Genomic DNA, 24,778 nt, shown 5'->3' on the forward strand with positions numbered 1-24,778 from the left:
CCGCGGCACGAACCCACCTCGCCCCCCGCGTCACCTCCGGTGACGGGCCTTCGCGCACCCGCACGCAGGCCCGCCTCGCCGTGCCCCGAGAGGACAACCCGCATGGTCCCGAACCACCCGTCCCGCGCTACCGCCAGCCCCACGACCAGCCCCGAGACCCGCACGAGCACCACCAGGGCCACCGCCGTCGCCGCCGCGGCCCTGGCTGCCGGCCTCGCCCTGACCGGCTGCGCCGGACCGGACGCCGCGTCGGGCGCCGCCTCGGACGCCGCGCCCGCCGAGCCGACCCCGGGCGGCACGCTCAAGTTCGCGCTCGGCGCCGCGCCGCAGGGCGTGGACCCGCAGCAGGTCGGCTCCAACGTGAGCATCTACGTGGCGCGGCAGCTCGCCGACTCGCTGACCGACCAGGACCCGGAGACGGGCGAGATCGGGCCGTGGCTCGCCGAGAGCTGGGACGTCAGCGACGACCTGACGCGCTTCACGTTCCACCTGCGCGACGGCGTCACGTTCTCGGACGGCAGCGCGCTGGACTCCGCGGACGTCCGGGCGAGCTTCGACGCGATCGCGGGCGACCTCGGGGCCGCCGCGCCGCTCGCGGCGAGCTATCTCGCGGGCTACGAGGAGACCGAGGTGCCGGACGAGCACACGGCGACCGTCGTCTTCGACGAGCCGAACGCGCAGTTCCTGCAGGCCACCTCGACGGTGTCGCTCGCGATCCTCGCCGAGGAGACGGCGGCCGTGGACCCGGCCGAGCGGCTCCAGGGCGACGTCGTCGGCTCCGGGCCGTTCGTGCTCGAGAGCTACACGCAGGACCAGGGCGCCGTGGTCACCCGGCGCGAGGGCTACGACTGGGCGCCGGCCTCGGCCGAGCACGAGGGCGACGCCTACCTGGAGCGCATCGAGTTCTCCGTGGTCCCGGAGTCCGGCGTGCGGGCGGGCGGGCTCGCGTCCGACCAGTTCGACGCCGTCGGCGACGTGCTGCCGCAGGACGTGCCGCAGATCGAGGGCTCCGGCGGCGCGGTGCTGACCCGCGCCAACCCGGGCGTGCCGTTCGTGCTGCAGCCCAACCTGACGCGCGCGCCCCTGGACGACGTCGAGGTACGGCGCGCGCTGCTCGTGGCGATCGACCGGCAGGAGCTGGTCGACACGGTGCTGTCCGACGCGTTCGAGCCGGCCACCGGCATCCTCGCCTCCACCACCCCGGGCTACGCGGACCTGTCCGACCGGCTCGCCTTCGACCCCGAGGAGGCCGGCCGCATCCTCGACGACGCCGGCTGGGCGCCCGGCCCCGACGGCATCCGCGTCAAGGACGGCGAGCCGCTGGAGATCGAGGTGACCTACACCCCGGTGTTCACCGGCAGCGGGCCCGTCCTGGAGCTCGTCGCCCAGCAGCTCCGCGCCGTCGGCGTGGACCTGACGCTCCGCCAGCTCACGGCCGCCGAGCAGACCACCGCCCAGGACTCCGGCGACTACGACTTCTACTACTACAACGTCACGCGCGCCGACGCCGACATCCTGCGCACCCAGTTCTCCACGGCCCAGCGCAACCTCAGCCTCCGCGAGCCCGACGACGTCGTTGACCCGCTGCTCGACGAGCAGCTCGGCGAGGCCGACCCGGCCACCCGCGAGACGATCGCCGCCGAGGCCCAGGAGGCGCTGCTGGACCAGGCGCTCGCGGTCCCGCTGTTCGAGCTGGCCCAGTCCATCGGGGTGCGCGGCGACGTGCACGGCGTCACGTTCGACGCCTCCTCCCGGCTGCTCTTCCACGACGCCTGGATCGAGCAGGAGTGATGGCCGCCTACGTGCTGCGCCGCCTGGGCGGCGCCGTCGCGGTCCTCTGGGCGGCGTTCACCGTCTCCTACCTGATCCTGTACCTGCTGCCCAGCGACCCCGTGGCGATCATGCTCGACCAGGGCGCCGGCGGCGAGCGCGTGGACCCGGCCCGCGTGGCCGAGCTGCGCGAGCGGTACGGGTTCGACCAGGGCCCCGTCCAGCAGTACCTCACGCTGCTCGGCCGCACGCTGACGGGCGACCTCGGCACCTCCATCAGCAGCGGCGCGCCCGTGACCGGGTTCATCGCGGACGCGTTCCCCGAGACCGCCAAGCTCGCCGGTCTGGCGCTCCTGCTCGGCCTGGCGGGCGGCGTCGGCATCGCGGTGCTCGCGTCCTGGACCCGGGCCGTCTGGCTGCGCGACCTGCTGCTCGCGCTGCCGCCGCTCGGCGTCGCGGTGCCCGGGTTCTGGGTGGGCCTCGTGCTGCTCCACCTGTTCTCGTTCACCTGGTTCGTCTTCCCGGCGGTCGGCAACGAGGGGTTTGCCTCCCTGGTGCTGCCCGCGGTCACGCTCGCGGTGGGGCTCGCCGCCGTCGTCGCGCAGGTGCTGTCCCAGGGCCTGCGCGAGGCGTGGCGCGCGCCGTACGTCGAGACGGCGTTCGCCAAGGGCTCCGGCCGGGCCCGGGTGCTCGGCGCGCACGTGGTCCGCAACGGGTCCCTGCCCACCGTCACCGTGCTCGGCGTGCTGGTCGGCAACCTGCTGGGCGGCACCGTCGTGGTCGAGACCGTCTTCTCCCGCCAGGGCTTCGGCCGGCTCGTCGAGAACGCCGTGACCACCCAGGACATCCCCGTGGTCCAGGGGCTCGTGGTCGTCGCCGCCGCGGTGTTCGTCGGCACCAGCCTGCTGGTCGACCTCGTGCACCCCCTGCTCGACCCGCGGGTGCTCGCCGGCGGCCACGGCCGCGCCGGGGGAGGTGCGCGATGAGCGCCGTCCTGCGCACCCGCCCCGCCGCCCTCGTGGCGCTCGCGGTCGTCACCCTGATCCTGGCCTGGGCGCTCGTGCCCGGCCTGTTCACCGGCCAGGACCCGATCGCCGGCGTCCCCGCCGACAAGCTCCTGGCCCCCGGCGCCGCCCACTGGTTCGGCACCGACCACCTGGGCCGCGACCTCTTCGCGCGCACCGTGCACGGCACCAGCCTGTCCGTCCGGGCCGCGCTGCTCGCGATCGGCGTCGCCCTCGTGGCCGGGTCCGGCATCGGCCTGCTCGCCGGATTCCTCGGCGGCCCCGTCGACGACGCCCTCATGCGCGCCACCGACGTGCTGCTCGCCATCCCCGGCCTGCTGCTGTCGCTCGCCGTCGTGACCGCGCTCGGCTTCGGCACCGTCAAGGTCGCGATCGCCGTGGGCGTCGCCTCGGTCGCCACGTTCGCCCGCGTGATGCGCAGCCAGGTGCTGCGGGTGCGGCACGCGACCTACGTCGAGGCCGCGCGGCTCGCCGGCGCCGGGCGGGGAGCCGTGCTGCTGCGGCACGTGCTGCCCAACGCCGCCGGGCCCGTGCTGGCGCTCGCGGCCGTCGAGCTCGGCGCGGTGATCCTCGCGGTCTCGGCCCTGAGCTTCCTCGGGTACGGCGCCACGCCGCCCACGCCCGAGTGGGGGTCGCTCGTGGCCGAGGGGCGCGACTACCTGGCCGTGGCCTGGTGGTACTCGACGCTGCCCGGCCTGGTCATCGCGCTGTTCGTGCTCGCCGTCGGCGTGCTCGGGCGGGCGCTCACCCGCGAGACGAGGACGGACCGATGACGCTGACGACGAGCACTCCGGGCGCCGGCCCGACGGCGGACGCCGCCGCGGCCGGGGGAGCGGACGACCAGGCGCCGTCGGACGCTCTGCTGCGCGTCCGCGGCCTGCGCGTCGCGTACGGCGCCGCCGAGGTGGTGCACGGCGTCGACCTGGACGTGCGGCCGGGCGAGGTGGTCGCGCTGGTCGGCGAGTCCGGCAGCGGCAAGTCCACCACGGCCCACGCCCTGATCGGCCTGCTGCCCGACGGCGGCCGGGTCACCGGGGGCTCGGCGCACCTCGGCACGGGGCAGCGCTCGGCGGCGCTGACCGGGCTGCTCCCGGACGCCTGGCGGCGCGTGCGCGGCGTGCGGGTGGGCCTGGTGCCGCAGGACCCGGGCACCGCACTCGACCCCGTGGTGCGCGTGGGGGAGCAGGTGGCCGAGGCGCTCGTCGTGCACGGCACGCCGCGCCGGGCCGCCCGCGAGCGGGCGGTCGAGATCCTGGCCGATGTGGGGCTCGACCGGCCCCGGGAGCGGGCGCGGCAGTACCCGCACCAGCTCTCGGGCGGCATGCGGCAGCGCGTGCTCGTGGGCATCGCGATGGCGTGCGAGCCGGAGCTGGTGATCGCGGACGAGCCGACGTCGGCCCTGGACGTGACGGTGCAGCGGCGGGTGCTCGACCTGCTCGCGGACCTCACGGGCCGCGCGGGCACGGCGGTGCTGCTCATCACGCACGACCTGGCCGTGGCCGCCGACCGGGCCGACCGCGTCGTCGTGCTCAAGGACGGCGTCGTGGTCGAGCAGGGGCCGGCCGCCCGCGTGCTGGGCGCGCCCGAGCACCCGTACACGCGGGAGCTGGTCGCGACCGTACCCGGCAGAAATAATGTGCCAAGCGCGTATGCGCCGGGCGCCGGGGCCACGGTCGGCACGGGCGAAAAGGCAGCCCCGAGCGGGGCAGCCGTCGCGGCGACGGCCGCCGGGACGCCGGACGAGGGCACGACCGACGGGACGTCCTCCGAAGCGACGGCCGCCGGCGCGATCGCCCTCGGTACCGCCGCCGTGGAGCCGTCGCCCGCGCTGATCGAGGTCCGCGGCCTCGTCAAGGAGTTCCGGTTAGGGCGGCGCGAGCGGCTGCGCGCCGTCGACGACGTGTCGTTCACCGTGCCGCGCGGGTCGGCGTTCGCGCTGGTGGGGGAGTCGGGGTCGGGCAAGTCGACCACCGCGCGCCTCGTGCTGGGGCTGGACCGGCCGGACGCCGGCGTGGTCGAGCTGGACGGCGCGCCCGTGGGCGCCGACCGCGCGACCCGCCGCCGTACCCAGCTCGTGCACCAGGACCCGTACTCGTCCCTGGACCCGCGCTTCACGGTCGCCGCCGTCGTGGAGGAGCCGCTGTGGGCGCACCGGGTCGGCACGCGCGCCGAGCGGCGCGACCGGGTGGCGCAGCTCCTGGAGCAGGTGCACCTCTCCCCGGACCTGGCCGGACGACGGCCCGCCGAGCTGTCGGGCGGGCAGCGCCAGCGTGTGGCGATCGCGCGGGCGCTGGCCCTGGACCCGGAGCTGCTCGTGCTGGACGAGCCGACGTCGGCGCTCGACGTCTCCGTGCAGGCCCGCGTGCTGGAGCTGCTGGCCCGGCTGCGCGCCGAGCGCGGCCTCACCTACCTGTTCATCTCGCACGACCTCGCGGTGGTGCGGCAGGTCGCCGACCACGTGGGCGTGCTCAGCGGCGGCCGGCTCGTGGAGACCGGGCCCGTCGCACGCGTCTTCGACCACCCCGCCCACCCCTACACCGCCGAGCTGATCGCGGCGATCCCCGGTGCCCGTACCCCTGCGCACCCCGACCGGAAGGACCTGACATGACCGAGGCACTGCGCACGGTGACCGATATCGCGACCGAGCCCGACGCCGCGAGCGCCGCCGCCGCGACCGCCCCTGAAGCCGTCCGGGAGCATGCCGCGTGGCGGGCGGAGCGGGAGCACAACCTGCGCGCTCCCCACGGCTGGCTGAGCCTGACGGGGCTGCTCTGGCCGACGGCGGAGCCCGGTCCGCTGCCGGGCCTGCCGGGGGAGTGGTGGGTCGCGGACGGCGCCCTGCACACCCGGCCCGCGCCGGGGGACACGACGGTGCTCCGCGGCGAGCTGGTGGCGGAGCAGGGGCCGACGTCGGTCGTCGTGGACGAGGGGCGTTCGCTCGTCGTGGGCACCTTCGTTCCGGATGGCGCTTCTCTCCCGGACGCCGAGCAGGACGCCGTGCAGGACACCGCCACCCCCGACCCCGAGCACGAGGTCGCCGTCGAGGTAGTCCTGCGCACGGGCCGGTACGGCATCCGCCCGCGGGACCCCCGAGCGGCGACGCGCGCCGGTTTCACCGGGGTGCCCGTGTTCGATCACGACCCGGCCTGGGTGCTGGACGCCCGCGTGTCGTGGTACGACACGCCCGAACGGGTGACCGTCGGCGCCGCCCAGCCGCGCCTGGTGCACCACGTCCAGGTGATCGGCGAGGTCGACGTCGTGCACGGCGGCACGGTGACGACGCTCGCGCTGACCGGCACCCCGGCGGCGCCCACCCTGCTGTTCAGCGACGAGGCGGACGGCGTCGCGCCGTGGCGGGTCCTGCACGTCGCGGTGCCGGCGTCGTCCGACCCGGCCGAGGTCGAGGCCGAGAGCGTCCCCGGCATCCTGCGCCTGGACCTGAACCGCGCGATCAACCTGCCGTACGCGTTCACCGAGTTCGGCACGTGCCCCGCGCCGGTGGCGGGCAACCACCTGCCGTTCGCCGTCACCGCGGGCGAGAAGGCACCCCGGTGACCGCCGTCTCGGCGTCCCCATGGGCGCACGCCGCGATCGAGGTGCGCGACGTGCACCTGTCCGACCCGCTGGTCGAGCCGCTGCTGGCCGGGCTCTCGGTCGAGTACCGCGCCCGGTACCACGACCTGCTGACGGAGGAGCAGCACCGGGCCGAGATGGCGCACTACGCCGCCGAGGAGTTCGCCCCGCCGGTCGGTTCCCTGGTGCTGCTCCTGGCCGACGGCGAGCCGGTGGCGGGCGGCGCGTTCCGCCGTCGGCTGGAGCCGGAGCTCGGCGAGACGGCCCGTCTGGCGCGCCCGGACGCACGTGACGCGGACGGCGTCCCCGTCGTCCCGACGGCCGAGCTCAAGCGCATCTGGACCCACGACGCGCACCGGCGCCGGGGCCTGGCCCGGCGCGTCCTCGCCGAGCTGGAGACCCGGGCCCGCGACCTGGGCTACCCGCGCCTGTACCTGACCACGGGCCCGCGCCAGCCGGAGGCCGCGGGGCTGTACCGGTCCACGGGCTACACGCCGCTCACCGCGGCCGCCGCCGGCGAGCCCGCCGACCCGGCGGGCGAGCAGCCGTTCGGCCCGCTCCCGTTCGAGAAGTGGCTGGCCACACCATGAGCGCGAACCTGGCCGAGGGCGAGTCCCGCCTCCTGTACCCGCCGCCCGGCCTGCCGCCGGGCGGGGACGGCGGCGCGTCCGCCGGACCCGCCGACGAGGACCTCCGCGTGGTCGCCGCCCGCCACCCGGGCCGCTGGGTGGCCACCGCCGTCGTCGGCGTGCTGCTGGCCATGGTGGTCTCGTCCCTGGTCACGAACGACCGCTGGGAGTGGGACGTCGTGGCCCGCTACCTGACGTGGCCCTCGATCCTGGAGGGTGCGTGGGCCACGGTGCGGCTCACGGTGACGGCGTCGGTCGTGGGCTTCGCGCTCGGCACGGTGCTGGCCCTGATGCGGCTGTCCCGTTCCCCGCTGCTGCAGGCCGTCTCGTGGGCCTACACCTGGGTGTTCCGGTCGGTGCCGCTGCTGCTGCAGCTCCTGCTCTGGTACAACCTCGCCTACCTGTACCCGGTGCTGAGCCTGGGCATCCCGTTCGGGCCGGAGTTCCTGTTCTTCGACACGCTCGACCTGATCGACAAGTTCTGGGCCGCGATCCTGGGCCTCGGCCTGTCGCAGGCGGCCTACAGCGCGGAGATCGTCCGCGCCGGCATCCTCGGCGTCGACCAGGGGCAGCACGAGGCCGCCGCCTCCCTGGGCCTGCCGCGGCACCGGCAGGTGCGGCGCATCATCCTGCCGCAGGCCATGCGGTCCATCGTGCCCACGGCCGTGAACGAGGTGATCGGCCTGCTCAAGGGCACCTCGATCGTGTACGTGCTGGCGTACGGCGAGCTGTTCTACATCGTCAGCGTCATCTACGGCCGCAACGGCCGGGTGGTGCCGCTCCTGATCGTCGCCGCGATCTGGTACCTGGCCCTGACCACGCTCATCACGGTGGTCCAGTACTACGTCGAGCGGCACTACGCCAAGGGCGCGCTGCGCACCCTGCCGCCCACGCCCGTCCAGCGCGTGCGCTGGGAGCTCCAGGTCGGGTTCTCGCGCCTCACAGGCGCCCCCGTGCCCGACGGCGTCCCGCCCGGCCTGGCCGCGCGCGTCCGGGTCGGGCGGTGGGTCGCCCCGCGCACCACACCCACCGGACCGACCGGTCCGAAGGGAGGTGCCGCATGACCGGGGGACTGCTGGAGATCCGGGGCGTGCACAAGTCGTACGGCCTGCTGGAGGCGCTGCGCGGAGTGGACCTGACCGTCCGGCCGGGCGAGGTCGCCGCGATCATCGGTCCGTCCGGGTCGGGAAAGTCGACGCTGCTGCGCGCCATCAACCACCTGGAGAAGGTGGACCGCGGGTTCGTGTCCCTGGACGGCGAGCTCATCGGGTACGCCCGGCGCGGCAACACCCTGCGCGAGCTCACCGAGCGGGAGATCCTGCGCCGGCGCACCCGCATCGGGTTCGTCTTCCAGAACTTCAACCTCTTCCCGCACCTCACCGTGCTGGAGAACGTCGTCGAGGCACCGATCTTCGCCCAGGGCAGGCCACGCACCGAGGCCGAGGCGGAGGCCCGCGAGCTCCTGGCCCGGGTCGGGCTCGCCGACCGGGCCGACGACCGGCCCCGGCAGCTCTCCGGCGGCCAGCAGCAGCGCGTCGCCATCGCCCGCGCGCTCGCCCTGCGCCCCGCCGTCGTCCTGTTCGACGAGCCGACGTCCGCCCTGGACCCCGAGCTCGTCGGCGAGGTGCTCGGCGTCATCAAGGAGCTCGCCGGCACCGGCACCACCCTCGTCGTCGTCACCCACGAGGTCGGTTTCGCCCGCGAGATCGCGGACACCGTCGTCTTCATGGACGAGGGCGTCGTCGTCGAGCAGGGGCCGCCCGCCGACGTGCTCGACCACCCCGTCAACCCCCGGACCCAGGCCTTCCTGGAGAAGGTCCTGTGACCCTCGACCTCCACCTGAACCTGGCCCTCACCCCGACCCTCGACCACCGCCTGAACCCCGCACCGACCCCCGCCCCGAAGGGAACCACCGTGACCGTCTCCCGACGCGCCACCCGCCGCCTGCTCGCCCTGACCGCCGCGCCGCTGCTCGCCCTGACCGCCGCCTGCTCGGCCGCCAGCACCGAGCGCCCCGAGACCGAGGAGGCCGCCGGCCTCGCCGGGAACGCACCCCAGTCCGCCGGCCTCCAGGTCAGCACCAGCCCCGACCAGGACCGCATCCGCAGCACCGAGTCCGCTGACGCCGTGGCCCTGCTGCCCGACGAGTGGGCCGACAAGGACGAGATCACCGTCGCCGTCAGCGGCGGCGGCGCCCCGCCCCTGGTCTTCCTCGCCGACGACGACAAGACCCCGATCGGCCACGAGACCGACATCGCCCAGCTCGTCGCCGACGCCCTCGGCAAGGACCTGAACCTGGAGGTCAAGGCCTGGGCCGACTGGCCGCTCGCCCTCCAGTCCGGCGACGTCGACGCCGTCATCTCCAACGTCACCGTCACCGAGGAGCGCAAGGAGACCATCGACTTCTCCAGCTACCGCGTCGACGAGCTCGGCTGGCTCACCGCCGCCGACTCCGACCTGGTCATCGACTCGCGCGAGGACATCGCCGGCAAGATCGTCGGCGTCGGCTCCGGGACCAACCAGGAGAAGATCCTGCTCGAGTGGGACCGCCTCAACCAGGAAGAGGGCCTGGAGCCCATCCAGGGCCCCGAGTACTACGAGCAGCTCTCCGACGTGCTGCTCGCCCTCCAGTCCGGCCGCGTCGAGGCCTACGTGGGCCCCAACGCGTCGCTCGCCTACCAGGCCGCCGTCTCCCCGGAGGACTTCAAGGTGGTCGGCACCCTGAACGGCGGCTGGCCCGACACCGCGCAGATCGCCGTGGCCACCAAGAAGGGCGCCGACGCCGCCGACGCGGTCACCGCCGCCCTCAACCACGCCATCGAGGACGGCTCCTACCAGCAGGTGCTGGAGCGCTGGGGCCTCGAGGTCGAGGCCGTGGACCGCGCCGAGACCAACCCGCCCGGCCTGCCCAAGACGGAGGAGTGAGCCGCATGACCGAACCAGCCACCGACCGCGCCACCGGCACCCGCGTACCCCTGTCCGTGCTCGACCTCGCGCTCGTCGCCGACGGCTCGACCGGCGCCGCGGCGATCCAGCGGGCCGTGGCGCTCGCCGTGGACCTCGACGCCCTCGGCTACCGGCGCGTCTGGTACGCCGAGCACCACCTCGCGCCCGGCGTCGCCTCCGCCGCGCCCGCCGTCCTCGCGGCCGCCGTCGCGGCCCGCACCTCGCGCATCCGCGTCGGCTCCGGGGCGGTGCTGCTGTCCACGACGTCGCCCCTGATCGCCGCCGAGCAGTTCGGCACCATCGCCGCCCTGCACCCCGGCCGCGTCGACCTGGGCCTGGGCCGCGCGTTCACGGTCCCGCCGTCGGCCGCCGCGGCCGGAGGCGGGGGCGGCGAACGTAGGACTGGTCGCGCCAAGACGGCCGAGAACCCGAGCAGACCTACGTTCGACGGCGGGCCGGCAGCACCGGCAGGAGCGGGAGCCCGGGGCGTGCCCCGGCTCGTGGACGGGCTGTACGTTCCGCCCGCGCCGCCGAACGGGTTCAACGACCCCGCGCTGCGCGAGCGGATCCTCGCGCAGCAGGAGGTGATCGGCGCGCAGCGCGAGCCCGCGGACTTCCGCGAGGAGGTCGAGCTCGTGCTCGACGTCCGGCGCGGCACCTACCGGGACCGCAGCGGCGGCGCGTACACCAGCCCGCCCGTCGAGGGGGCCCAGTTCGACCTCTGGCTCCTCGCGTCCAGCGGCGGCGAGAGCGCCCGCGTGGCCGGCGAGCTCGGCCTGCCGCTCGCGGCCAACTTCCACGTCAGCCCCGCCACCGTGCTCGACACCGTGGTGGCGTACCGGGAGGCGTTCCGGCCCGGCGTGCTGGACGAGCCCTACGTGATCGTGTCGGCCGACGTGCTCGTCGCCCAGACCCTCGAGCGCGCCCGCGTCCTGGCCGAGCCGTTCGCCGACTGGGTGCTGTCCATCCGCCGCGGCGAGCGCGGCGCCATCGCGTACCCGTCGCCGTCGGCCGCGACCGCCTGGACCGACCGGCCCGACGCCGAGCGCGCGCTGGTGGCCGACCGCGTGGACACGCGGATCGTCGGCGACCCGGACACCGTCGTCGAACGGCTGGAGACGCTCGTCCGCGTCACCGGCGCCGACGAGCTGCTGGTCACCACCGCCACCCACGACCCCGCCGAGACCCGCCGCTCGTTCGAGCTGCTGGCCCACGCGTGGGGGACCGGCGACCGCGCCACCACCAGCCCCGGCCGGGTGGCCAGCGGCGTCTGAACCCGGCCCGCCCCGCCGTCGGCCCGCCCCGCCGTCCGACCGCCCTGCACGCCCCGAAGCGAAGGAGAACCCTCATGCCCGTCGAGTTCCTCGGCATCGCCGCCACCAATGACGCCTCCGAGACCACCGCCCGCACCACCGCGCCCTTCGACCCCGACTACCTGGTCCGCATCGCGCGCGCCCACCGGGACAACGGCTGGACCCGCATCCTGTTCGCCTACGGCTCCTCGGGGCCGGAGCCGTCGGCGCTCGCGGCCCACGTCGCCGCGCACGTGCCGGACATCGAGCTGCTGCTGGCGCACCGGCCCAACGTCTCCTACCCGACGTACGCGGCGAAGACGTTCGCCACCCTGGACCAGCTCTCGGGCGGGCGGCTGTCGGTGCACTTCATCTCTGGCGGCAACGACCACGAGCAGGGCCGCGAGGGCGACACCCTGACCAAGGACCAGCGGTACGCCCGCACCCGCGAGTACATCCAGATCGTGAAGCGGGCCTGGACCAGCGCGGAGCCGTTCGACCATCACGGCGAGTTCTACGACCTCGACGACTTCGTGCTGGACGTGAAGCCGGTGGAGGGCCACGTGCCGACCATCTCGTTCGGCGGCTCCTCCGACGCCGCCTACCCGGTGGGCGCAGCGGAGGCCGACATCTACGCGGTGTGGGGCGAGCCCCTGGACCGTACCGCCGAGCAGATCGCCCGCGTGCACGCCGAGGCGGCGGCCGCCGGCCGAGCCACGCCGCCGCGCATCCACGCCGCGTTCCGGCCGATCATTGCGCCCACCGAGGAGCTGGCCTGGGCGAAGGCCCACCGGGTGCTCGACCGCATCGAGGCCCGCAAGGCGGCCCAGGGCGGCGTCCTGAGCCGACGCCACCCGATCGACAAGCCCGAGAACGCGGGCTCCCAGCGTCTGCTGGAGATCGCCGCGCAGGGCGAGCGGTTCGACACGGCGCTGTGGACCGCCACCGCCAGGGCCACCGGCGGCGCCGGGAACTCCAACGCCCTGGTCGGCACGCCCGAGCAGGTGGCGCAGGCGCTGCTCGCGTACTACGACCTGGGCGTGCGGGTGATCTCCGCGCGCGGCTACGACCTGCTCGACGACGCGATCGACTTCGGCCGGTACGTCATCCCCCTGGTCAAGGCGGGCGTGGCCGAGCGCGACCGTGCCGCGGCGGCGTCGGACCCGGATACGGAGGTGGCGGCCTGATGCGCTTCCAGGTCCTGGACATCGCGTTCAACCCGCCCCATCCCGTCACCGGCCGCGAGGTGCCGCCCGCCGACCGGCTGAACCGGATCGTGGACACCGCGGTGCTCGCGGAGGAGCTCGGGTTCGACTCCTTCGCGGTGGGGGAGAGGCACGCCGGCCCGGTGCTGTCCTCGGCCCCGACGGTGCTGCTGGGCGCCATCGCCGCCCGCACGTCCCGCATCCTGCTCTCCACCGGCGTCACCGTGCTGTCCCTGCACGACCCGATCCGCCTCGCCGAGGACCTGGCCACGATCGACCAGCTCAGCCGCGGCCGGCTGGAGATCGTGATCGGCAAGGGCAACGAGGACCTGCAGTACCCGCTGCTCGGCCTCGACATCGCCAAGCAGTACGAGTACCTGCGGGAGAACTACGAGCTGCTGCGGCTGCTGCTCTCCTCCGAGGACGTCACCTGGGAGGGGCGGCACCGGCACCGGCTGGAGCACGCGACCACGCTCCCGCGCCCGTTCGCGGGACCGTTCCGCATCTGGCACGGCTCGGCGACGTCGCAGTTCGCCGTCGACCTGGCCGCCGAGCACGGCGACCCGATCGTCAGCGCCAACGCCCTGCAGCCCCGCGAGAACTACGCCGTGCTCGTCGACCGGTACCGGGAGCGGTACGCGGCCGCGGGGCACGACCCGGCGTACGGGTTCGTGGGCGCGGGCTCCGGCGGCCTGTTCCTGGCCGACACCACCGAGGAGGCGATCGAGCAGTACCGGCCCATCTACGAGGGCCAGGTGCGCCAGCAGGACTCGCGCAAGCACGCGCCGGGCGCCATCGGCAAGGTGACCAGCTTCCGCACCCTGGAGGACGCGGTCGAGCGCGGCCCGGCCCTGGTGGGGTCGCCCGAGCGGGTGGCGCAGAAGATCCTCGACTACCACGGCACGTTCGGGCACGTGCTGCAGGCGGTCTCGGTGAACCACCTGCTGGAGCCGGAGCGGCAGCAGGACGTGCTGCGCCGGTTCGCGGCCGAGGTGATCCCGTTGGTCCGGGCCGAGGTCAGCACCGACCTGTGGGGCCCGCGCGACGAGCGGCGGGCGGCCGGCTTCACGGCCGGTCTCGCAGCCGAGGCCCCGGCGGAGGCCGCCGCATGACGACGCCGGCCCGCCGTCCCGCCGGCGTCCACTGGTTCCTGCCGACCAACGGCGACGCCCGCGGCATCGTGGGCAGCGCCCACGCCAAGGAGGCGGCGGGCGGCACCGGCGTCAGCGGGCTGCGCGAGCCCACGGTGGCCTACCTCGGCGAGGTCGCGCGGGCCGCGGACCGCCTCGGGTACGACGCCGTGCTCACGCCCACCGGCACCTGGTGCGAGGACGCGTGGCTCACCACCGCCGCGCTCGCGGGGCAGACCGGCGGCTGCGGTTCCTGGTCGCGGTGCGCCCCGGGCTGGTGTCCCCGACGCTCGCCGCGCAGATGGCCGCCACCCTGCAGCGGTTCACGGGCGGGCGGGTGCTGCTGAACGTCGTCACGGGCGGCGACGAGGTCGAGATGCGCCGGTTCGGCGACCACCTCGACCACGACGAGCGGTACGACCGCACCGCCGAGTTCCTGCGCGTCCTGCGGGGCGTGTGGTCCGCCGGCACCGCGGCCGGGCCGGCGTTCGACCACACCGGGCGGCACTACCGCATCGAGGGCGCCCGGATCCTCGCCGCGCCCGACCCGGCGCCCGAGATCTGGTTCGGCGGGTCGTCCGACGCCGCGCTCCCGGTCGCCGCCGAGCACGCCGACGTCTACCTGACCTGGGGCGAGCCGCCGGACCAGGCGCGGCGCAAGATCGAGCGCGTCCGCGAGCTGGCCGCCGCCCGCGGCCGGACCCCGCGGTTCGGCATCCGCCTGCACGTGCTGACGCGGGACCGGTCCTCCGACGCCTGGGACCAGGCCCAGCGCTGGCTCGACGAGCTGAGCCCCGAGCAGGTCGCCGACGCCCAGCGCGTCCTGACGGCGTCCGGCTCGGTGGGCCAGCGCCGCATGGCCGCGCTGCACGACGGCGGCCGGCTCGCCGCGCGCGGCACCGCCCGGGACCTGGAGGTCCACCCCGGGCTCTGGGCCGGCGTCGGCCTGGTCCGGGGCGGCGCGGGGACCGCGCTGGTGGGCAGCCACGAGGAGGTCGCCGACCTGGTCGCGGAGTACCACGACGCGGGCTTCGACGAGTTCGTGCTGTCGGGGTACCCGCACCTGGAGGAGGCCTACTGGTTCGCCGAGGGCGTACGCCCGGTCCTGGACGCCCGGGGGATCACGGCGCGCGCCGCCCAGGACCCGCGGCCCGGGGCCGCACCGGGCGCCGTCGGACCCACCCCATGATGCGACACGCCGGGACAATTCGCCCGAGTTTCCGCGATTCCACCGGGTTAACCCGTACATGACCATGGCAGGATGACGCCATGGCGCTCACGGGACAGGTCAAGGAGGAGCTCGCGCGGGTGCGGGTGGCGAAGACGTCCTGCCGAAAGGCAGAGGTCTCCGCGACGCTGCGCTTCTCGGGTGGTCTCCACATCATCTCCGGTCGGGTCGTGATCGAGGCGGAGCTCGACACCGAGTCGGCCGCGACGCGCCTGAGGCACGCCATCCACGACCTGTACGGGCACACGAGCGAGCTCATCGTGGTGCAGGCCGGCGGCCTGCGCAAGAGCTCCCGGTTCGTGGTGCGCGTGGTGCGCGAGGGCGAGTCCCTCGCCCGCCAGACCGGCCTGCTCGACGCCCGCGGCCGCCCCGTGCGCGGCCTGGCCCCCGAGGTCGTCTCCGCCGGCGTGCAGGAGGCCGAGGCCGTCTGGCGCGGCGCGTTCCTGGCCCACGGCTCCCTGACCGAGCCCGGCCGCTCCATGGCGCTCGAGGTGACCAGCCCCGGCCCGGAGGCGGCGCTCGCGCTCGTCGGCGCGGCCCGCCGCCTGGGCGTGGCCGCGAAGTCCCGCGAGGTGCGCGGCATCGACCGCGTCGTGATCCGCGACGGCGACTCCATCGGCCGCATGCTGGAGCGCATCGGCGCGCCCGAGACCCTGAAGGTCTGGGAGGAGCGGCGCGAGCGCCGCGAGGTGCGCGGCACCGCCAACCGCCTGGCCAACTTCGACGACGCCAACCTGCGCCGCTCCGCCCGGGCCGCCGTGGCCGCCGGGGCGCGCGTGCAGCGGGCCTTCGAGATCCTGGGCGACGAGCTGCCCGAGCACCTGCGCCAGGCCGGAGAGCTGCGCCTGGCCCACAAGCAGGCCTCGCTGGAGGAGCTGGGCCGCCTGGCCGAGCCGCAGCTGTCCAAGGACGCGGTGGCGGGCCGGATCCGCCGTCTCCTGTCGACGGCGGACAAGCGCGCCCTCGAGCTGGGCATCCCGGACACCGAGGCGGGGCTGTCCGCCGACCTGCTCGATCTGTGACCGGTTTCCGAGCGATCCGTTTTTGTGGGAAAGGACAGAACCTGGAGTTCCAGGCTGTCCGGCTCGGGTCACGGATCGGCACGGTTCGGGTATAGGCTCGAAATCGTCAGGTGACGACGCCGTGACCATCGCGTTTCCCGTTCGGGTCGTCGCGGGGTCGCGGCGCCCGGAAACACCCTGGCAACGCACTGTTCCGTCGGGCATCGACGGCAGTGGCGTCAGATACAAGGAAACGTGTGCGCCGGGACGGCCGGCGCCCCTGAGGAGGGCATTGTGACCATCCGCGTCGGCATCAACGGCTTCGGCCGTATCGGCAGGAACTTCTACCGGGCTCTCGTGGAGTCGGGTGCGGACATCGAGGTCGTGGGCGTGAACGACCTCACCGACAACAAGACGCTCGCGCACCTGCTCAAGTACGACACGACGCTGGGCCGCTTCGGCAAGTCGGTCGACTTCGACGACGAGAACATCATCGTGGACGGCAAGAAGATCCGTGCGCTCGCCGAGCGCAACCCCGCCGACCTCCCCTGGGGCGAGCTGGGTGCGGACATCGTCATCGAGTCCACGGGCTTCTTCACGGACGCCACCAAGGCGAAGGCGCACATCGACGCCGGCGCCAAGAAGGTCATCATCTCGGCCCCGGCCAAGAACGAGGACGCGACGTTCGTCATGGGCGTCAACCACGAGCTGTACGACCCGGCCGCGCACAACATCATCTCGAACGCGTCGTGCACCACGAACTGCCTCGCGCCGCTGGCCAAGGCCCTGAACGACTCGGTCGGCATCGAGCGTGGCCTCATGACCACGATCCACGCCTACACGGGTGACCAGAACCTGCAGGACGGCCCGCACAGCGACCTGCGTCGCGCCCGCGCCGCCGCGCAGAACATCGTCCCGACCACCACGGGTGCCGCCAAGGCCGTCGCCCTGGTGCTGCCGGAGCTGAAGGGCAAGCTGGACGGCTACGCCCTGCGCGTGCCGGTCATCACCGGCTCGGCCACGGACCTCACCTTCGAGGCGTCGCGCGAGGTGACCATCGACGAGGTCAACGCCGCCGTCAAGGCCGCCTCCGAGGGCCCGCTCAAGGGCATCCTGGAGTACGTCGAGGACGACATCGTCTCCTCGGACATCGTGACCAACCCGCACCAGAGCATCTACGACGCGAAGCTCACCAAGGTGATCGGCAACCAGGTCAAGGTCGTCTCCTGGTACGACAACGAGTGGGGCTACTCGAACAGCCTCGTGAACCTCACCGTGTTCGTCGGCGAGAAGCTCTGACAGCTCTCTCGGAAGCGTGAACTCCGACGTCCGCGTGCGCATCGGCCAGCCGGCGCACGCGGACGTCGTCATGTACGGAACCTCGACCGGCCTCTCCTGGCGGCCGGTCCCCGACCTGGAGTGCTCATGAAGACCATCGACTCCCTCGGCGACCTGCGCGGCAAGCGCGTCCTGGTCCGCTCCGACTTCAACGTGCCGCTGGACGGCACCACCATCACGGACGACGGCCGCATCCGCGCCGCGCTGCCCACGCTGACGCGCCTGGCCGGCGCCGGCGCCCGCGTCGTCGTGCTGGCCCACCTGGGCCGCCCCAAGGGCGCGCCGGACCCCCAGTACTCCCTGGCCCCCGTCGCCGCCCGCCTGGGCGAGCTGCTCGGCCAGGACGTCCCGCTCGCGCAGGACCTCGTGGGCCCGTCCGCGAAGGCCACGGTCGACGCCCTGGCCGACGGCCAGGTCGCCCTCCTGGAGAACGTCCGGTTCGACGCCCGCGAGACCTCGAAGGTCGACGCGGAGCGCGCCGAGCTCGCCGGCGAGCTGGCGCAGCTCGCCGACGCGTTCGTCTCGGACGGCTTCGGCGTGGTGCACCGCAAGCAGGCCTCGGTGTACGACATCGCCCAGGTGCTGCCCGCCGCGGCCGGCGACCTGGTCCTGAACGAGGTCGAGTCGCTCTCGAAGGCGACCGGTGACCCGGAGCGGCCCTACGCCGTCGTGCTCGGCGGTTCCAAGGTCTCGGACAAGCTGGGTGTCATCGCGAACCTGCTGACCAAGGCGGACCGCCTGCTCATCGGTGGCGGCATGGTCTTCACGTTCCTGGCCGCCAAGGGCCTGTCGGTGGGCAACAGCCTGCTGGAGAACGACCAGATCGAGACGGTCAAGGGCTACCTGGCCACGGCCGAGGCGAACGGCGTCGAGATCGTGCTGCCCGTCGACATCGTCGCGGCGGACTCGTTCGCCGCCGACGCCGCGCACCGCGTGGTCGCGGCCGACGCGATCCCGGACGGCACCATGGGCCTCGACATCGGCCCCGAGTCCGGCAAGCTGTTCGCCGGCAAGCTGGCCGACGCGAAGACCATCGCCTGGAACGGCCCCATGGGCGTGTTCGAGTTCGAGGCGTTCGCCGACGGCACCAAGGCCGTGGCCCAGGGCATCATCGAGGCGACGACGGCCGGCGGGTTCTCCATCGTGGGCGGCGGCGACTCGGCCGCGGCCGTGCGGGTCCTCGGCTTCGACGAGGCCGGGTTCAGCCACATCTCGACCGGTGGCGGCGCGAGCCTGGAGCTGCTGGAGGGCAAGGAGCTCCCCGGCCTCACCGTCCTCGCCGACTGACCTGACGTACCTCCGAACAGAAAGAAGAAGCACGTGGCTACCACCCGCACGCCGCTGATGGCGGGCAACTGGAAGATGAACCTGGACCACCAGCAGGCGATCAGCACGGTCCAGAAGCTGTCCTGGACCCTGAAGGACGCCAAGCACGACTACTCCGCGGTGGAGGTGGCGGTCATCCCGCCGTTCACCGACCTGCGCTCGGTGCAGACGCTGGTCGACGCCGACAAGCTGGAGATCGTCTACGGCGCCCAGGACCTGTCCCGGCACGAGTCCGGCGCCTACACGGGCGAGATCTCGGGCATGATGCTGAACAAGCTCGGCTGCACCTACGTGGTCATCGGCCACTCGGAGCGCCGCGAGTACCACGCCGAGTCGGACGACGTCGTCAACGCCAAGGTGCGCGCCGCGTTCGCGCACGGCCTGACCCCGATCCTGTGCGTCGGCGAGGGCCTGGAGGTCCGCAAGGCGGGCAACCAGGTCTCGCACACCCTCGCGCAGGTCGAGGCCGCGCTGGCCGACGTGCCGACCGAGCAGATCGCCAAGATCGTCATCGCCTACGAGCCCGTCTGGGCCATCGGCACCGGCGAGGTCGCCACCCCGGACGACGCGCAGGAGGTCTGCGGTGCGATCCGCCGCGTGCTGGGCGAGCTGTGCGACGAGGGCGCCGCGGCCGGCGTCCGCGTCCTGTACGGCGGCTCGGTCAAGTCGGGCAACGTCGCGCAGATCATGGCGCAGCCCGACGTCGACGGCGCCCTGGTGGGCGGCGCGAGCCTGGACCCGGAGGAGTTCGCGAAGATCGCGCGCTACCAGTCCCACGTCGTCGCCTGAGACCAGAGCGCAGCGTCGGTCTCAGGCGACAGAAAGCAGAGTCTGAGACCTACCCCGCATACGTGTCAGACCCACAGGTCACGGGAGTGATCTGTGGGTCTGACACGTTCGGTCGTGAGACCGTCCCGCAACCTGCCTGAGGTACTCTCACTCGGGCGCGATGTTCCGCGTGCGACGCCTGATCCGGGTCCCATAAACCCCTGATCAGGGGGTTCGCACTGTGAGGTACGTCTCGCTTACTCTTGACCCGAATCCGCCGCCGGGAGAACGCCCGGCACATCTACAACCGAGGACGTGAACCGTGGACGCGCTCCGCATCATCCTGGAGGTCCTGCTGGTCCTGACCAGCGGCTTTCTCACCATGCTCATCCTGCTCCACAAGGGCAAGGGTGGCGGTCTGTCCGACATGTTCGGTGGCGGTATCTCGATGGGCGCCGGTTCGTCCGGCGTGGCCGAGCGGAACCTCAATCGCATCACAATCGCCTTTGCCCTCGTGTGGGCCGTGGTGATCGTCCTGCTCGGACTCATCCAGAAGGTCAGCTGACCCGGTCGCCAAGCGCCTAGCAGCTGACGGCCACACACAGAGGGGACGACAGACGTGGCATCAGGCGGTCATGCGATTCGGGGGAGCCGGGTAGGCGCCGGCCCTCTCGGAGAGACGGAGCGGGGCGACACTGCCCCGCGTGTCCGAGTTTCTTACTGGTGTGCCAACGGGCACGAGACAGCACCGAGCTTCTCGGTGGGCGAGGACGTCGAGGCCCCTGCGCAGTGGGACTGCCCGCGGTGCGGCTTCCCCGCCGGCATGGACCCGGTGAACCCGCCGAGTCCGGTGCGGAACGAGCCGTACAAGACGCACCTCGCCTACGTGAAGGAGCGCCGGTCCGACGAGGACGGCGCAGCCCTTCTCGAGGAGGCGCTGGAGGCGCTTCGCGTCCGCCGTGGCGGCCGCGTCGCACGCTAAGAGATTTACGCGCGGCGAAGCAGAACCGTAGCGAAGTAGAACGGGAGCGGGACGAAGACCCTGATCAGGGTTCTTGTCCCGCTCCCGTTCTACTTCGCTACGGTTCTGCCGCGCCAGGGTTCTACTTCGGCGAGGTGGCGCCTGCCGCGTCCAGGTCCAGGAGCCACAGCGTCCGGGCCTGTCCGACGGCGCCCACCGCGGGCACCTCGGTGACCGGGTCGCCCGCCAGCGCCGCCGCCACGCGGTCCGCCTTCTCGGCGCCGGCCGCGACGACCCACACCTCGCGGGCGGACCGGATGGCGTCGAACGTGAGGGAGACCCGCTCCGGCGGGGGCTTGGGCGAGCCGTGCACGCCCGTCGTCGTGCCCTGTGCGGCCAGTCCCTCGTGGCCGGGGAACAGGGACGCGACGTGCCCGTCAGGGCCCATGCCGAGCAGCAGGACGTCGAACGCCGGGACGCCGCCCGGCTCGCCGGCCGCGTGCTCCGCGAGCGTGGCCGCGTAGGCCGCGGCACCCTCCTCGGGCGTCGCGACCGACGTCGGACCCGGCATGGGGTGGACGTTGGCCGCGGGGAGCCCGTGCTCGGCGACGAGGCCGTCGAGCAGGGCCTCGCGGGCCTGCGTCTCGTTGCGGTCCGGGTCGCCGTCCGGCAGGAACCGCTCGTCGCCCCACCACAGGTGCACGCCCGACCAGTCCACGGCCGGCACCAGCGGGCTCGCGGCGACTGCCGCGAGCGTCGCGATGCCGACCGTGCCGCCCGTGAGGACGACGTGGACGGGGGAGCGGACCGACTGCACGTCCAGGACGCGCGTCAGGAGCCGCGCGGCGGCGGCCTGCGCCAGCACCTCCTTGTCGGGGTGCACGACGACGAGCCGCACGCCGGGCGCCTCCGTCATCAGGCCGCCGTCCGGTCGGTGACGTGCCCCAGACCCCGCGTGAGGACCTCCTCGAAGACCTCGTCCGGGTCGAGCCGGCGCAGCTCCTCGATCAGGGCCTCGTTGAGCGCGCGGATCGGCAGCGCGATCCGGCGTGCGGGCTTGCCCGGCTGCGTGATCGTGACGATCCGGCCGTCCGGGCGGTCCAGCACGATGGGCCCGCTCTTGCGCTCCAGGACCACGCGCGTGATGGCGTCGTCGCTGGCGGTGCGCACCACCTCGGCCGGGCAGTTCAGCCGGGCGCCGAGCCAGGCCGCGAGCAGGTCGAGCGACGTGTGCCGCTTCTGCCCCTCGACCGTCACGGACAGCACCGGCTCGAACGGCGGCTGCTCCACGGCGGCCGCGATGAGCGCCCGCCACAGCGTGACGCGCGCCCACGCGAGGTCGGTGTCCCCGGGGGCGTACGTCCCGGCGAGGTTGCCCAGCATCTCCTGCGGCTGCTTGGCCGTGGTGCTGTCGATGATCCGGCGGGTCGCCATGGCGCCCACCGGGTCCTGCGACGGCACCTCGGGCGCCTCGCGCGGCCACCAGGCCACGATCGGCGCGTCGGGCAGCAGGAGCGGCATCACCAGCGTGTCGGCCCGCTCCAGGAGCGGCTTGGAGGCACGGAGCACCACCACCTCGGACGCGCCGGCGTCACCGCCCACGCGGATCTGCGCGTCCAGGTGCGTGCTGCTGCCGTCGGCCGCCGGGGCGACGACGATGACGCGGCACGGGTGCTCACGGCTCGCGTCGTTGGCGGCCTCGACCGACTCCTCGATGTCGCCCTCGTCGGCCAGCACCACGAGGGTCAGCACGCGGCCCAGGGCCACCGCGCCGCCCTCGTCGCGCAGGCGCACCAGACGCTTGTTGACCTGGTTGGTCGTGGTGTCCGGCATGTCGATGATCACGGTCGCCTCCAGGCCCTGCCGTCGCGCTCCATCATGGCGTCGGCCGACGGCGGACCCCAGGTGCCGGAAGCGTAGGGCTCCGGCTGACCCTTGCGCGCCCAGTAGGACGTGATCGGGTCGAGGATCTGCCAGGACAGCTCGACCTCCTCGCGGGTCGGGAACAGCGGCGGGTCGCCCAGCAGCACGTCCAGGATGAGGCGCTCGTAGGCCTCGGGGGAGGACTCGGTGAACGAGTGCCCGTACCCGAAGTCCATCGTCACGTCGCGGACCTGCATCGCGGTGCCCGGCACCTTGGCCCCGAACCGCATGGTGACGCCCTCGTCGGGCTGCACGCGGATGACCAGGGCGTTGTTGCCGAGCTCGGACGTCAGCGACGTCTCGAACGGCAGGTGCGGCGCCTTCTTGAACACCACGGCCACCTCGGTGACGCGGCGGCCCAGGCGCTTGCCGTGCCGCAGGTAGAACGGGACGCCCGCCCAGCGGCGGTTGTCGACGTCCACCCGGATGGCGGCGAAGGTCTCCGTGGTGGAGTCCTTCGCGATGCCGTCCTCCTCCAGGAAGCCCGGCACCTCCTCGCCGCCCTGCCAGCCGGCCTCGTACTGGCCGCGGGCCGTGTGCTTGCCGAGGTCGTGCGGCAGGCGCACCGACGAGAGCACCTTGATCTTCTCGGCGCGCAGCTCGGCGGCGTCGAAGTTGCGGGGCTCCTCCATGGCCACCAGCGCCAGGAGCTGGATCAGGTGGTTCTGGATGACGTCGCGCGCGGCGCCGATCCCGTCGTAGTACCCGGCGCGGCCACCGATGCCGATGTCCTCGGCCATGGTGATCTGCACGTGGTCCACGTAGTTCGAGTTCCACAGGGGCTCGAACATGGTGTTCGCGAAGCGCAGCGCCAGGAGGTTCTGGACCGTCTCCTTGCCCAGGTAGTGGTCGATGCGGAACACCGAGTCCGGGTCGAAGACCTTGGACACGACCGCGTCGAGCTCCTTGGCGCTGGCCAGGTCGTGCCCGAACGGCTTCTCGATGACGACGCGCCGCCAGGCGTGCACGCCGTCGCCGTCCGCGTCGTTGTCCGGCCGCGACAGCCCGTGCTTGGAGAGCTGCTCGCACACCACGGGGAACGCCGACGGCGGCACCGACAGGTAGAACGCGTGGTTGCCGCCCGTGCCGCGCTCCTTGTCGAGCGTCTCGACGGTCTCCCGCAGGCGCTCGAACGCGGCGTCGTCGTCGAAGGAACCCTGGACGAACCGGATGCCCTCGGCGAGCTGGCGCCACGTGGCCTCCCGGAAGGGGGTACGGGCGTGCTCCTTGACGGCGTCGTGCACCACCTGCGCGAAGTCCTGGTCCTCCCAGTCGCGCCGCGCGAAGCCCGTCAGGGCGAAGCCCGGCGGCAGGAGGCCGCGGTTGGCGAGGTCGTAGACGGCGGGCATGAGCTTCTTGCGCGACAGGTCACCCGTCACGCCGAAGATCACGAGCCCGCTCGGCCCCGCGATGCGCGGGAGCCGCAGGTCGAGAGGGTCGCGCAGAGGGTTGACCCCCTGCTCGATCTTGGCCGGCCTCACCGCTCGCCGCCCCCTGCGGCCCCGTCGAGGCCGGTCTTGGTGGTCGTCAGGAGCTCGTCCCAGCTGACCTCGAACTTCGTCACGCCCTCGTCCTCCAGCTGTGCGGTCACCTCGTCCATGGAGATGCCCTGCGCCTCGACGGCCGCGATGGTCGCGGCCGCCTGCTCGCCCGAGCCGGTCACGGTGTCCGCGAGGACGATGCCGTGGTCGGCGAACGCGTCGAGCGTCTTCTCGGGCATCGTGTTCACGACGCCGGCCACCACGAGCTCGTCCACGTACATCGTGTCGCGGTAGGCCGGGTCCTTCACGCCGGTCGACGCCCACAGCGGCCGCTGCGGCTGCGCGCCGGCCGCCGCGAGGGCGGCCCAGCGCTCACCGGAGAAGACCTCCTCGTAGGCGGCGAAGGCCAGGCGGGCGTTCGCGATGGCGGCCTGGCCGCGCAGCGCGAGCGCCTCGTCGGTGCCGACGGCGTTCAGCCGCTTGTCGACCTCGGAGTCCACGCGGGACACGAAGAACGACGCGACCGAGCCGATCACGGACAGGTCGTGACCCGCCGCCCTGGCCTGCTCCAGGCCGGCCAGGAAGGCGTCCATGACGGCCCGGTACCGCTCGATCGAGAAGATCAGCGTCACGTTGACGCTGATGCCCTTGGCGAGGGTCGACGTGATGGCCGGCAGGCCCTCCACCGTGGCGGGGATCTTGATCATCACGTTGGGCCGCGCGACGGTCTCCCACAGCCGCACGGCCGTGGTCTCCGTCGCCGCGGTGTCGCGGGCCAGCCGCGGGTCCACCTCGATGGACACGCGGCCGTCCACGGCGCCGGTGGCGTCGTAGACGGGGCGCAGCAGGTCCGCCGCGTCGCGCACGTCGTCCGTGGTGATGCGCTCGACCGCGGACTCGACGTCGGACCCCGCGAGCTCGCCCAGCGTGCCCGCGTAGGCGTCGCCGTGCGCGAGCGCGGCGGCGAAGATCGTCGGGTTGGTCGTCACGCCCACGACGTTCCTGCTGGTCATGAGCTCGGCGAGGTTGCCGGTGCGCAGCCGCTCACGGGACAGGTCGTCGAGCCAGATGGCGACACCCGCCTCGGACAGCCGCTCGGTGGGGCTGACGTTCTCGCCGCTGTCGCTGGTGCTGTCAGTCATCGTGCCCTTCCTCTCTCGTGTCCAGGTGTTCCGGCGCGGT

Annotated in this window: 24 protein-coding genes; 20 read left to right on the forward strand and 4 right to left on the reverse strand. The window is 73.5% G+C overall.

The features are described from left to right. Positions 1–102: 102 nt before the first annotated feature. From H291_RS0109665 to H291_RS0109760, 20 genes are all read left to right on the forward strand, one after another. A complete protein-coding gene (locus H291_RS0109665; RefSeq protein WP_020014788.1) occupies positions 103–1,791 on the forward strand; it encodes an ABC transporter substrate-binding protein in 1,689 nt (562 codons plus the stop codon). Then, positions 1,791–2,756 (forward strand): ABC transporter permease, encoded by a 966-nt coding sequence (locus tag H291_RS0109670; RefSeq protein WP_020014789.1) that lies wholly within the window; start codon positions 1,791–1,793, stop codon positions 2,754–2,756. Before H291_RS0109665 ends, H291_RS0109670 begins: the two co-directional genes overlap by 1 nt. Then, a complete protein-coding gene (locus H291_RS0109675; RefSeq protein WP_020014790.1) occupies positions 2,753–3,568 on the forward strand; it encodes an ABC transporter permease in 816 nt (271 codons plus the stop codon). The genes H291_RS0109670 and H291_RS0109675 overlap by 4 nt, the downstream gene beginning before the upstream one ends. Further along, positions 3,565–5,403: a dipeptide ABC transporter ATP-binding protein gene (locus tag H291_RS0109680; RefSeq protein ID WP_020014791.1), complete on the forward strand. Its 1,839-nt coding sequence runs from the start codon at positions 3,565–3,567 to the stop codon at positions 5,401–5,403. Before H291_RS0109675 ends, H291_RS0109680 begins: the two co-directional genes overlap by 4 nt. After that, a complete protein-coding gene (locus H291_RS29385; RefSeq protein WP_020014792.1) occupies positions 5,400–6,350 on the forward strand; it encodes a DUF1684 domain-containing protein in 951 nt (316 codons plus the stop codon). Before H291_RS0109680 ends, H291_RS29385 begins: the two co-directional genes overlap by 4 nt. Beyond that, entirely contained in the window at positions 6,347–6,958 is a 612-nt protein-coding gene (locus H291_RS0109690; protein ID WP_020014793.1) for a GNAT family N-acetyltransferase, read from the forward strand. The genes H291_RS29385 and H291_RS0109690 overlap by 4 nt, the downstream gene beginning before the upstream one ends. Further along, positions 6,955–8,061 (forward strand): amino acid ABC transporter permease, encoded by a 1,107-nt coding sequence (locus H291_RS29390; protein ID WP_020014794.1) that lies wholly within the window; start codon positions 6,955–6,957, stop codon positions 8,059–8,061. Before H291_RS0109690 ends, H291_RS29390 begins: the two co-directional genes overlap by 4 nt. Beyond that, positions 8,058–8,822, forward strand: a complete 765-nt coding sequence (locus tag H291_RS0109700) for an amino acid ABC transporter ATP-binding protein (protein WP_020014795.1) — start codon at positions 8,058–8,060, stop codon at positions 8,820–8,822. Before H291_RS29390 ends, H291_RS0109700 begins: the two co-directional genes overlap by 4 nt. Next, complete coding sequence (locus tag H291_RS0109705) at positions 8,819–9,922, forward strand: ABC transporter substrate-binding protein (RefSeq protein ID WP_020014796.1); 1,104 nt, start codon at positions 8,819–8,821, stop codon at positions 9,920–9,922. Before H291_RS0109700 ends, H291_RS0109705 begins: the two co-directional genes overlap by 4 nt. Positions 9,923–9,927: 5 nt before the next feature. Then, the gene (locus tag H291_RS0109710) at positions 9,928–11,217 is read left to right on the forward strand and encodes an LLM class flavin-dependent oxidoreductase (RefSeq protein ID WP_020014797.1); all 1,290 of its coding nucleotides are present in this window, start codon (positions 9,928–9,930) and stop codon (positions 11,215–11,217) included. A 74-nt stretch (positions 11,218–11,291) separates the two neighbouring features. Continuing rightward, the gene (locus H291_RS0109715; protein ID WP_020014798.1) at positions 11,292–12,422 is read left to right on the forward strand and encodes an LLM class flavin-dependent oxidoreductase; all 1,131 of its coding nucleotides are present in this window, start codon (positions 11,292–11,294) and stop codon (positions 12,420–12,422) included. After that, the gene (locus H291_RS0109720; RefSeq protein WP_020014799.1) at positions 12,422–13,552 is read left to right on the forward strand and encodes an LLM class flavin-dependent oxidoreductase; all 1,131 of its coding nucleotides are present in this window, start codon (positions 12,422–12,424) and stop codon (positions 13,550–13,552) included. The genes H291_RS0109715 and H291_RS0109720 overlap by 1 nt, the downstream gene beginning before the upstream one ends. Continuing rightward, positions 13,549–13,917: an LLM class flavin-dependent oxidoreductase gene (locus H291_RS34500; RefSeq protein WP_232216015.1), complete on the forward strand. Its 369-nt coding sequence runs from the start codon at positions 13,549–13,551 to the stop codon at positions 13,915–13,917. The genes H291_RS0109720 and H291_RS34500 overlap by 4 nt, the downstream gene beginning before the upstream one ends. Then, a complete protein-coding gene (locus H291_RS32010) occupies positions 13,848–14,759 on the forward strand; it encodes an LLM class flavin-dependent oxidoreductase (protein ID WP_232216016.1) in 912 nt (303 codons plus the stop codon). Before H291_RS34500 ends, H291_RS32010 begins: the two co-directional genes overlap by 70 nt. Positions 14,760–14,839: 80 nt before the next feature. Beyond that, complete coding sequence (gene whiA, locus H291_RS0109730) at positions 14,840–15,820, forward strand: DNA-binding protein WhiA (RefSeq protein WP_020014801.1); 981 nt, start codon at positions 14,840–14,842, stop codon at positions 15,818–15,820. A 273-nt stretch (positions 15,821–16,093) separates the two neighbouring features. After that, positions 16,094–17,098, forward strand: coding sequence for a type I glyceraldehyde-3-phosphate dehydrogenase (gene gap / locus H291_RS0109735; RefSeq protein ID WP_020014802.1), 1,005 nt, complete (start codon positions 16,094–16,096; stop codon positions 17,096–17,098). Between the two features lie 126 nt (positions 17,099–17,224). Further along, entirely contained in the window at positions 17,225–18,424 is a 1,200-nt protein-coding gene (locus H291_RS0109745; RefSeq protein ID WP_020014804.1) for a phosphoglycerate kinase, read from the forward strand. A gap of 57 nt (positions 18,425–18,481) precedes the next feature. After that, a complete protein-coding gene (tpiA, locus tag H291_RS0109750; protein WP_020014805.1) occupies positions 18,482–19,252 on the forward strand; it encodes a triose-phosphate isomerase in 771 nt (256 codons plus the stop codon). 301 nt (positions 19,253–19,553) lie between these two features. Next, positions 19,554–19,796: a preprotein translocase subunit SecG gene (gene secG, locus H291_RS0109755; RefSeq protein WP_020014806.1), complete on the forward strand. Its 243-nt coding sequence runs from the start codon at positions 19,554–19,556 to the stop codon at positions 19,794–19,796. A gap of 54 nt (positions 19,797–19,850) precedes the next feature. Continuing rightward, positions 19,851–20,213, forward strand: coding sequence for an RNA polymerase-binding protein RbpA (locus tag H291_RS0109760; protein WP_051109404.1), 363 nt, complete (start codon positions 19,851–19,853; stop codon positions 20,211–20,213). 121 nt (positions 20,214–20,334) lie between these two features. Here H291_RS0109760 and pgl read toward each other — a convergent pair whose 3' ends face one another. From pgl to tal, 4 genes are read right to left on the reverse strand one after another with little or no spacing between them, the layout of a single operon-like run. Beyond that, positions 20,335–21,108, reverse strand: coding sequence for a 6-phosphogluconolactonase (gene pgl, locus H291_RS0109765; RefSeq protein ID WP_020014808.1), 774 nt, complete (start codon positions 21,106–21,108; stop codon positions 20,335–20,337). Then, the gene (gene opcA, locus H291_RS0109770) at positions 21,108–22,037 is read right to left on the reverse strand and encodes a glucose-6-phosphate dehydrogenase assembly protein OpcA (RefSeq protein ID WP_020014809.1); all 930 of its coding nucleotides are present in this window, start codon (positions 22,035–22,037) and stop codon (positions 21,108–21,110) included. The genes pgl and opcA overlap by 1 nt, the downstream gene beginning before the upstream one ends. Further along, positions 22,034–23,596 (reverse strand): glucose-6-phosphate dehydrogenase, encoded by a 1,563-nt coding sequence (zwf, locus tag H291_RS0109775; RefSeq protein ID WP_020014810.1) that lies wholly within the window; start codon positions 23,594–23,596, stop codon positions 22,034–22,036. The genes opcA and zwf overlap by 4 nt, the downstream gene beginning before the upstream one ends. After that, positions 23,593–24,738 carry a transaldolase gene (gene tal / locus H291_RS0109780; protein WP_020014811.1) on the reverse strand — a complete coding sequence of 382 codons (1,146 nt, stop codon included), beginning with the start codon at positions 24,736–24,738 and terminating at the stop codon, positions 23,593–23,595. The genes zwf and tal overlap by 4 nt, the downstream gene beginning before the upstream one ends. Positions 24,739–24,778 lie beyond the last annotated feature (40 nt).

This window comes from Promicromonospora sukumoe 327MFSha3.1 (assembly GCF_000385135.1).
Taxonomy (GTDB): Bacteria; Actinomycetota; Actinomycetes; order Actinomycetales; family Cellulomonadaceae; genus Promicromonospora; species Promicromonospora sukumoe_B.

Bases quoted from the DNA above. Each gene is read 5' to 3' on its own strand.
- H291_RS0109745 (WP_020014804.1), top strand. From the start codon at position 17,225: ATGAAGACCATCGACTCCCTCGGCGACCTGCGCGGCAAGCGCGTCCTG.
- pgl (WP_020014808.1), bottom strand. From the start codon at position 21,108: ATGACGGAGGCGCCCGGCGTGCGGCTCGTCGTCGTGCACCCCGACAAG.
- H291_RS0109680 (WP_020014791.1), top strand. From the start codon at position 3,565: ATGACGCTGACGACGAGCACTCCGGGCGCCGGCCCGACGGCGGACGCC.
- whiA (WP_020014801.1), top strand. From the start codon at position 14,840: ATGGCGCTCACGGGACAGGTCAAGGAGGAGCTCGCGCGGGTGCGGGTG.
- H291_RS0109715 (WP_020014798.1), top strand. From the start codon at position 11,292: ATGCCCGTCGAGTTCCTCGGCATCGCCGCCACCAATGACGCCTCCGAG.
- H291_RS34500 (WP_232216015.1), top strand. From the start codon at position 13,549: ATGACGACGCCGGCCCGCCGTCCCGCCGGCGTCCACTGGTTCCTGCCG.
- H291_RS0109665 (WP_020014788.1), top strand. From the start codon at position 103: ATGGTCCCGAACCACCCGTCCCGCGCTACCGCCAGCCCCACGACCAGC.
- H291_RS0109675 (WP_020014790.1), top strand. From the start codon at position 2,753: ATGAGCGCCGTCCTGCGCACCCGCCCCGCCGCCCTCGTGGCGCTCGCG.
- H291_RS29385 (WP_020014792.1), top strand. From the start codon at position 5,400: ATGACCGAGGCACTGCGCACGGTGACCGATATCGCGACCGAGCCCGAC.
- tal (WP_020014811.1), bottom strand. From the start codon at position 24,738: ATGACTGACAGCACCAGCGACAGCGGCGAGAACGTCAGCCCCACCGAG.
- H291_RS0109720 (WP_020014799.1), top strand. From the start codon at position 12,422: ATGCGCTTCCAGGTCCTGGACATCGCGTTCAACCCGCCCCATCCCGTC.
- H291_RS29390 (WP_020014794.1), top strand. From the start codon at position 6,955: ATGAGCGCGAACCTGGCCGAGGGCGAGTCCCGCCTCCTGTACCCGCCG.
- H291_RS0109670 (WP_020014789.1), top strand. From the start codon at position 1,791: ATGGCCGCCTACGTGCTGCGCCGCCTGGGCGGCGCCGTCGCGGTCCTC.
- H291_RS0109700 (WP_020014795.1), top strand. From the start codon at position 8,058: ATGACCGGGGGACTGCTGGAGATCCGGGGCGTGCACAAGTCGTACGGC.
- H291_RS0109710 (WP_020014797.1), top strand. From the start codon at position 9,928: ATGACCGAACCAGCCACCGACCGCGCCACCGGCACCCGCGTACCCCTG.
- tpiA (WP_020014805.1), top strand. From the start codon at position 18,482: ATGGCGGGCAACTGGAAGATGAACCTGGACCACCAGCAGGCGATCAGC.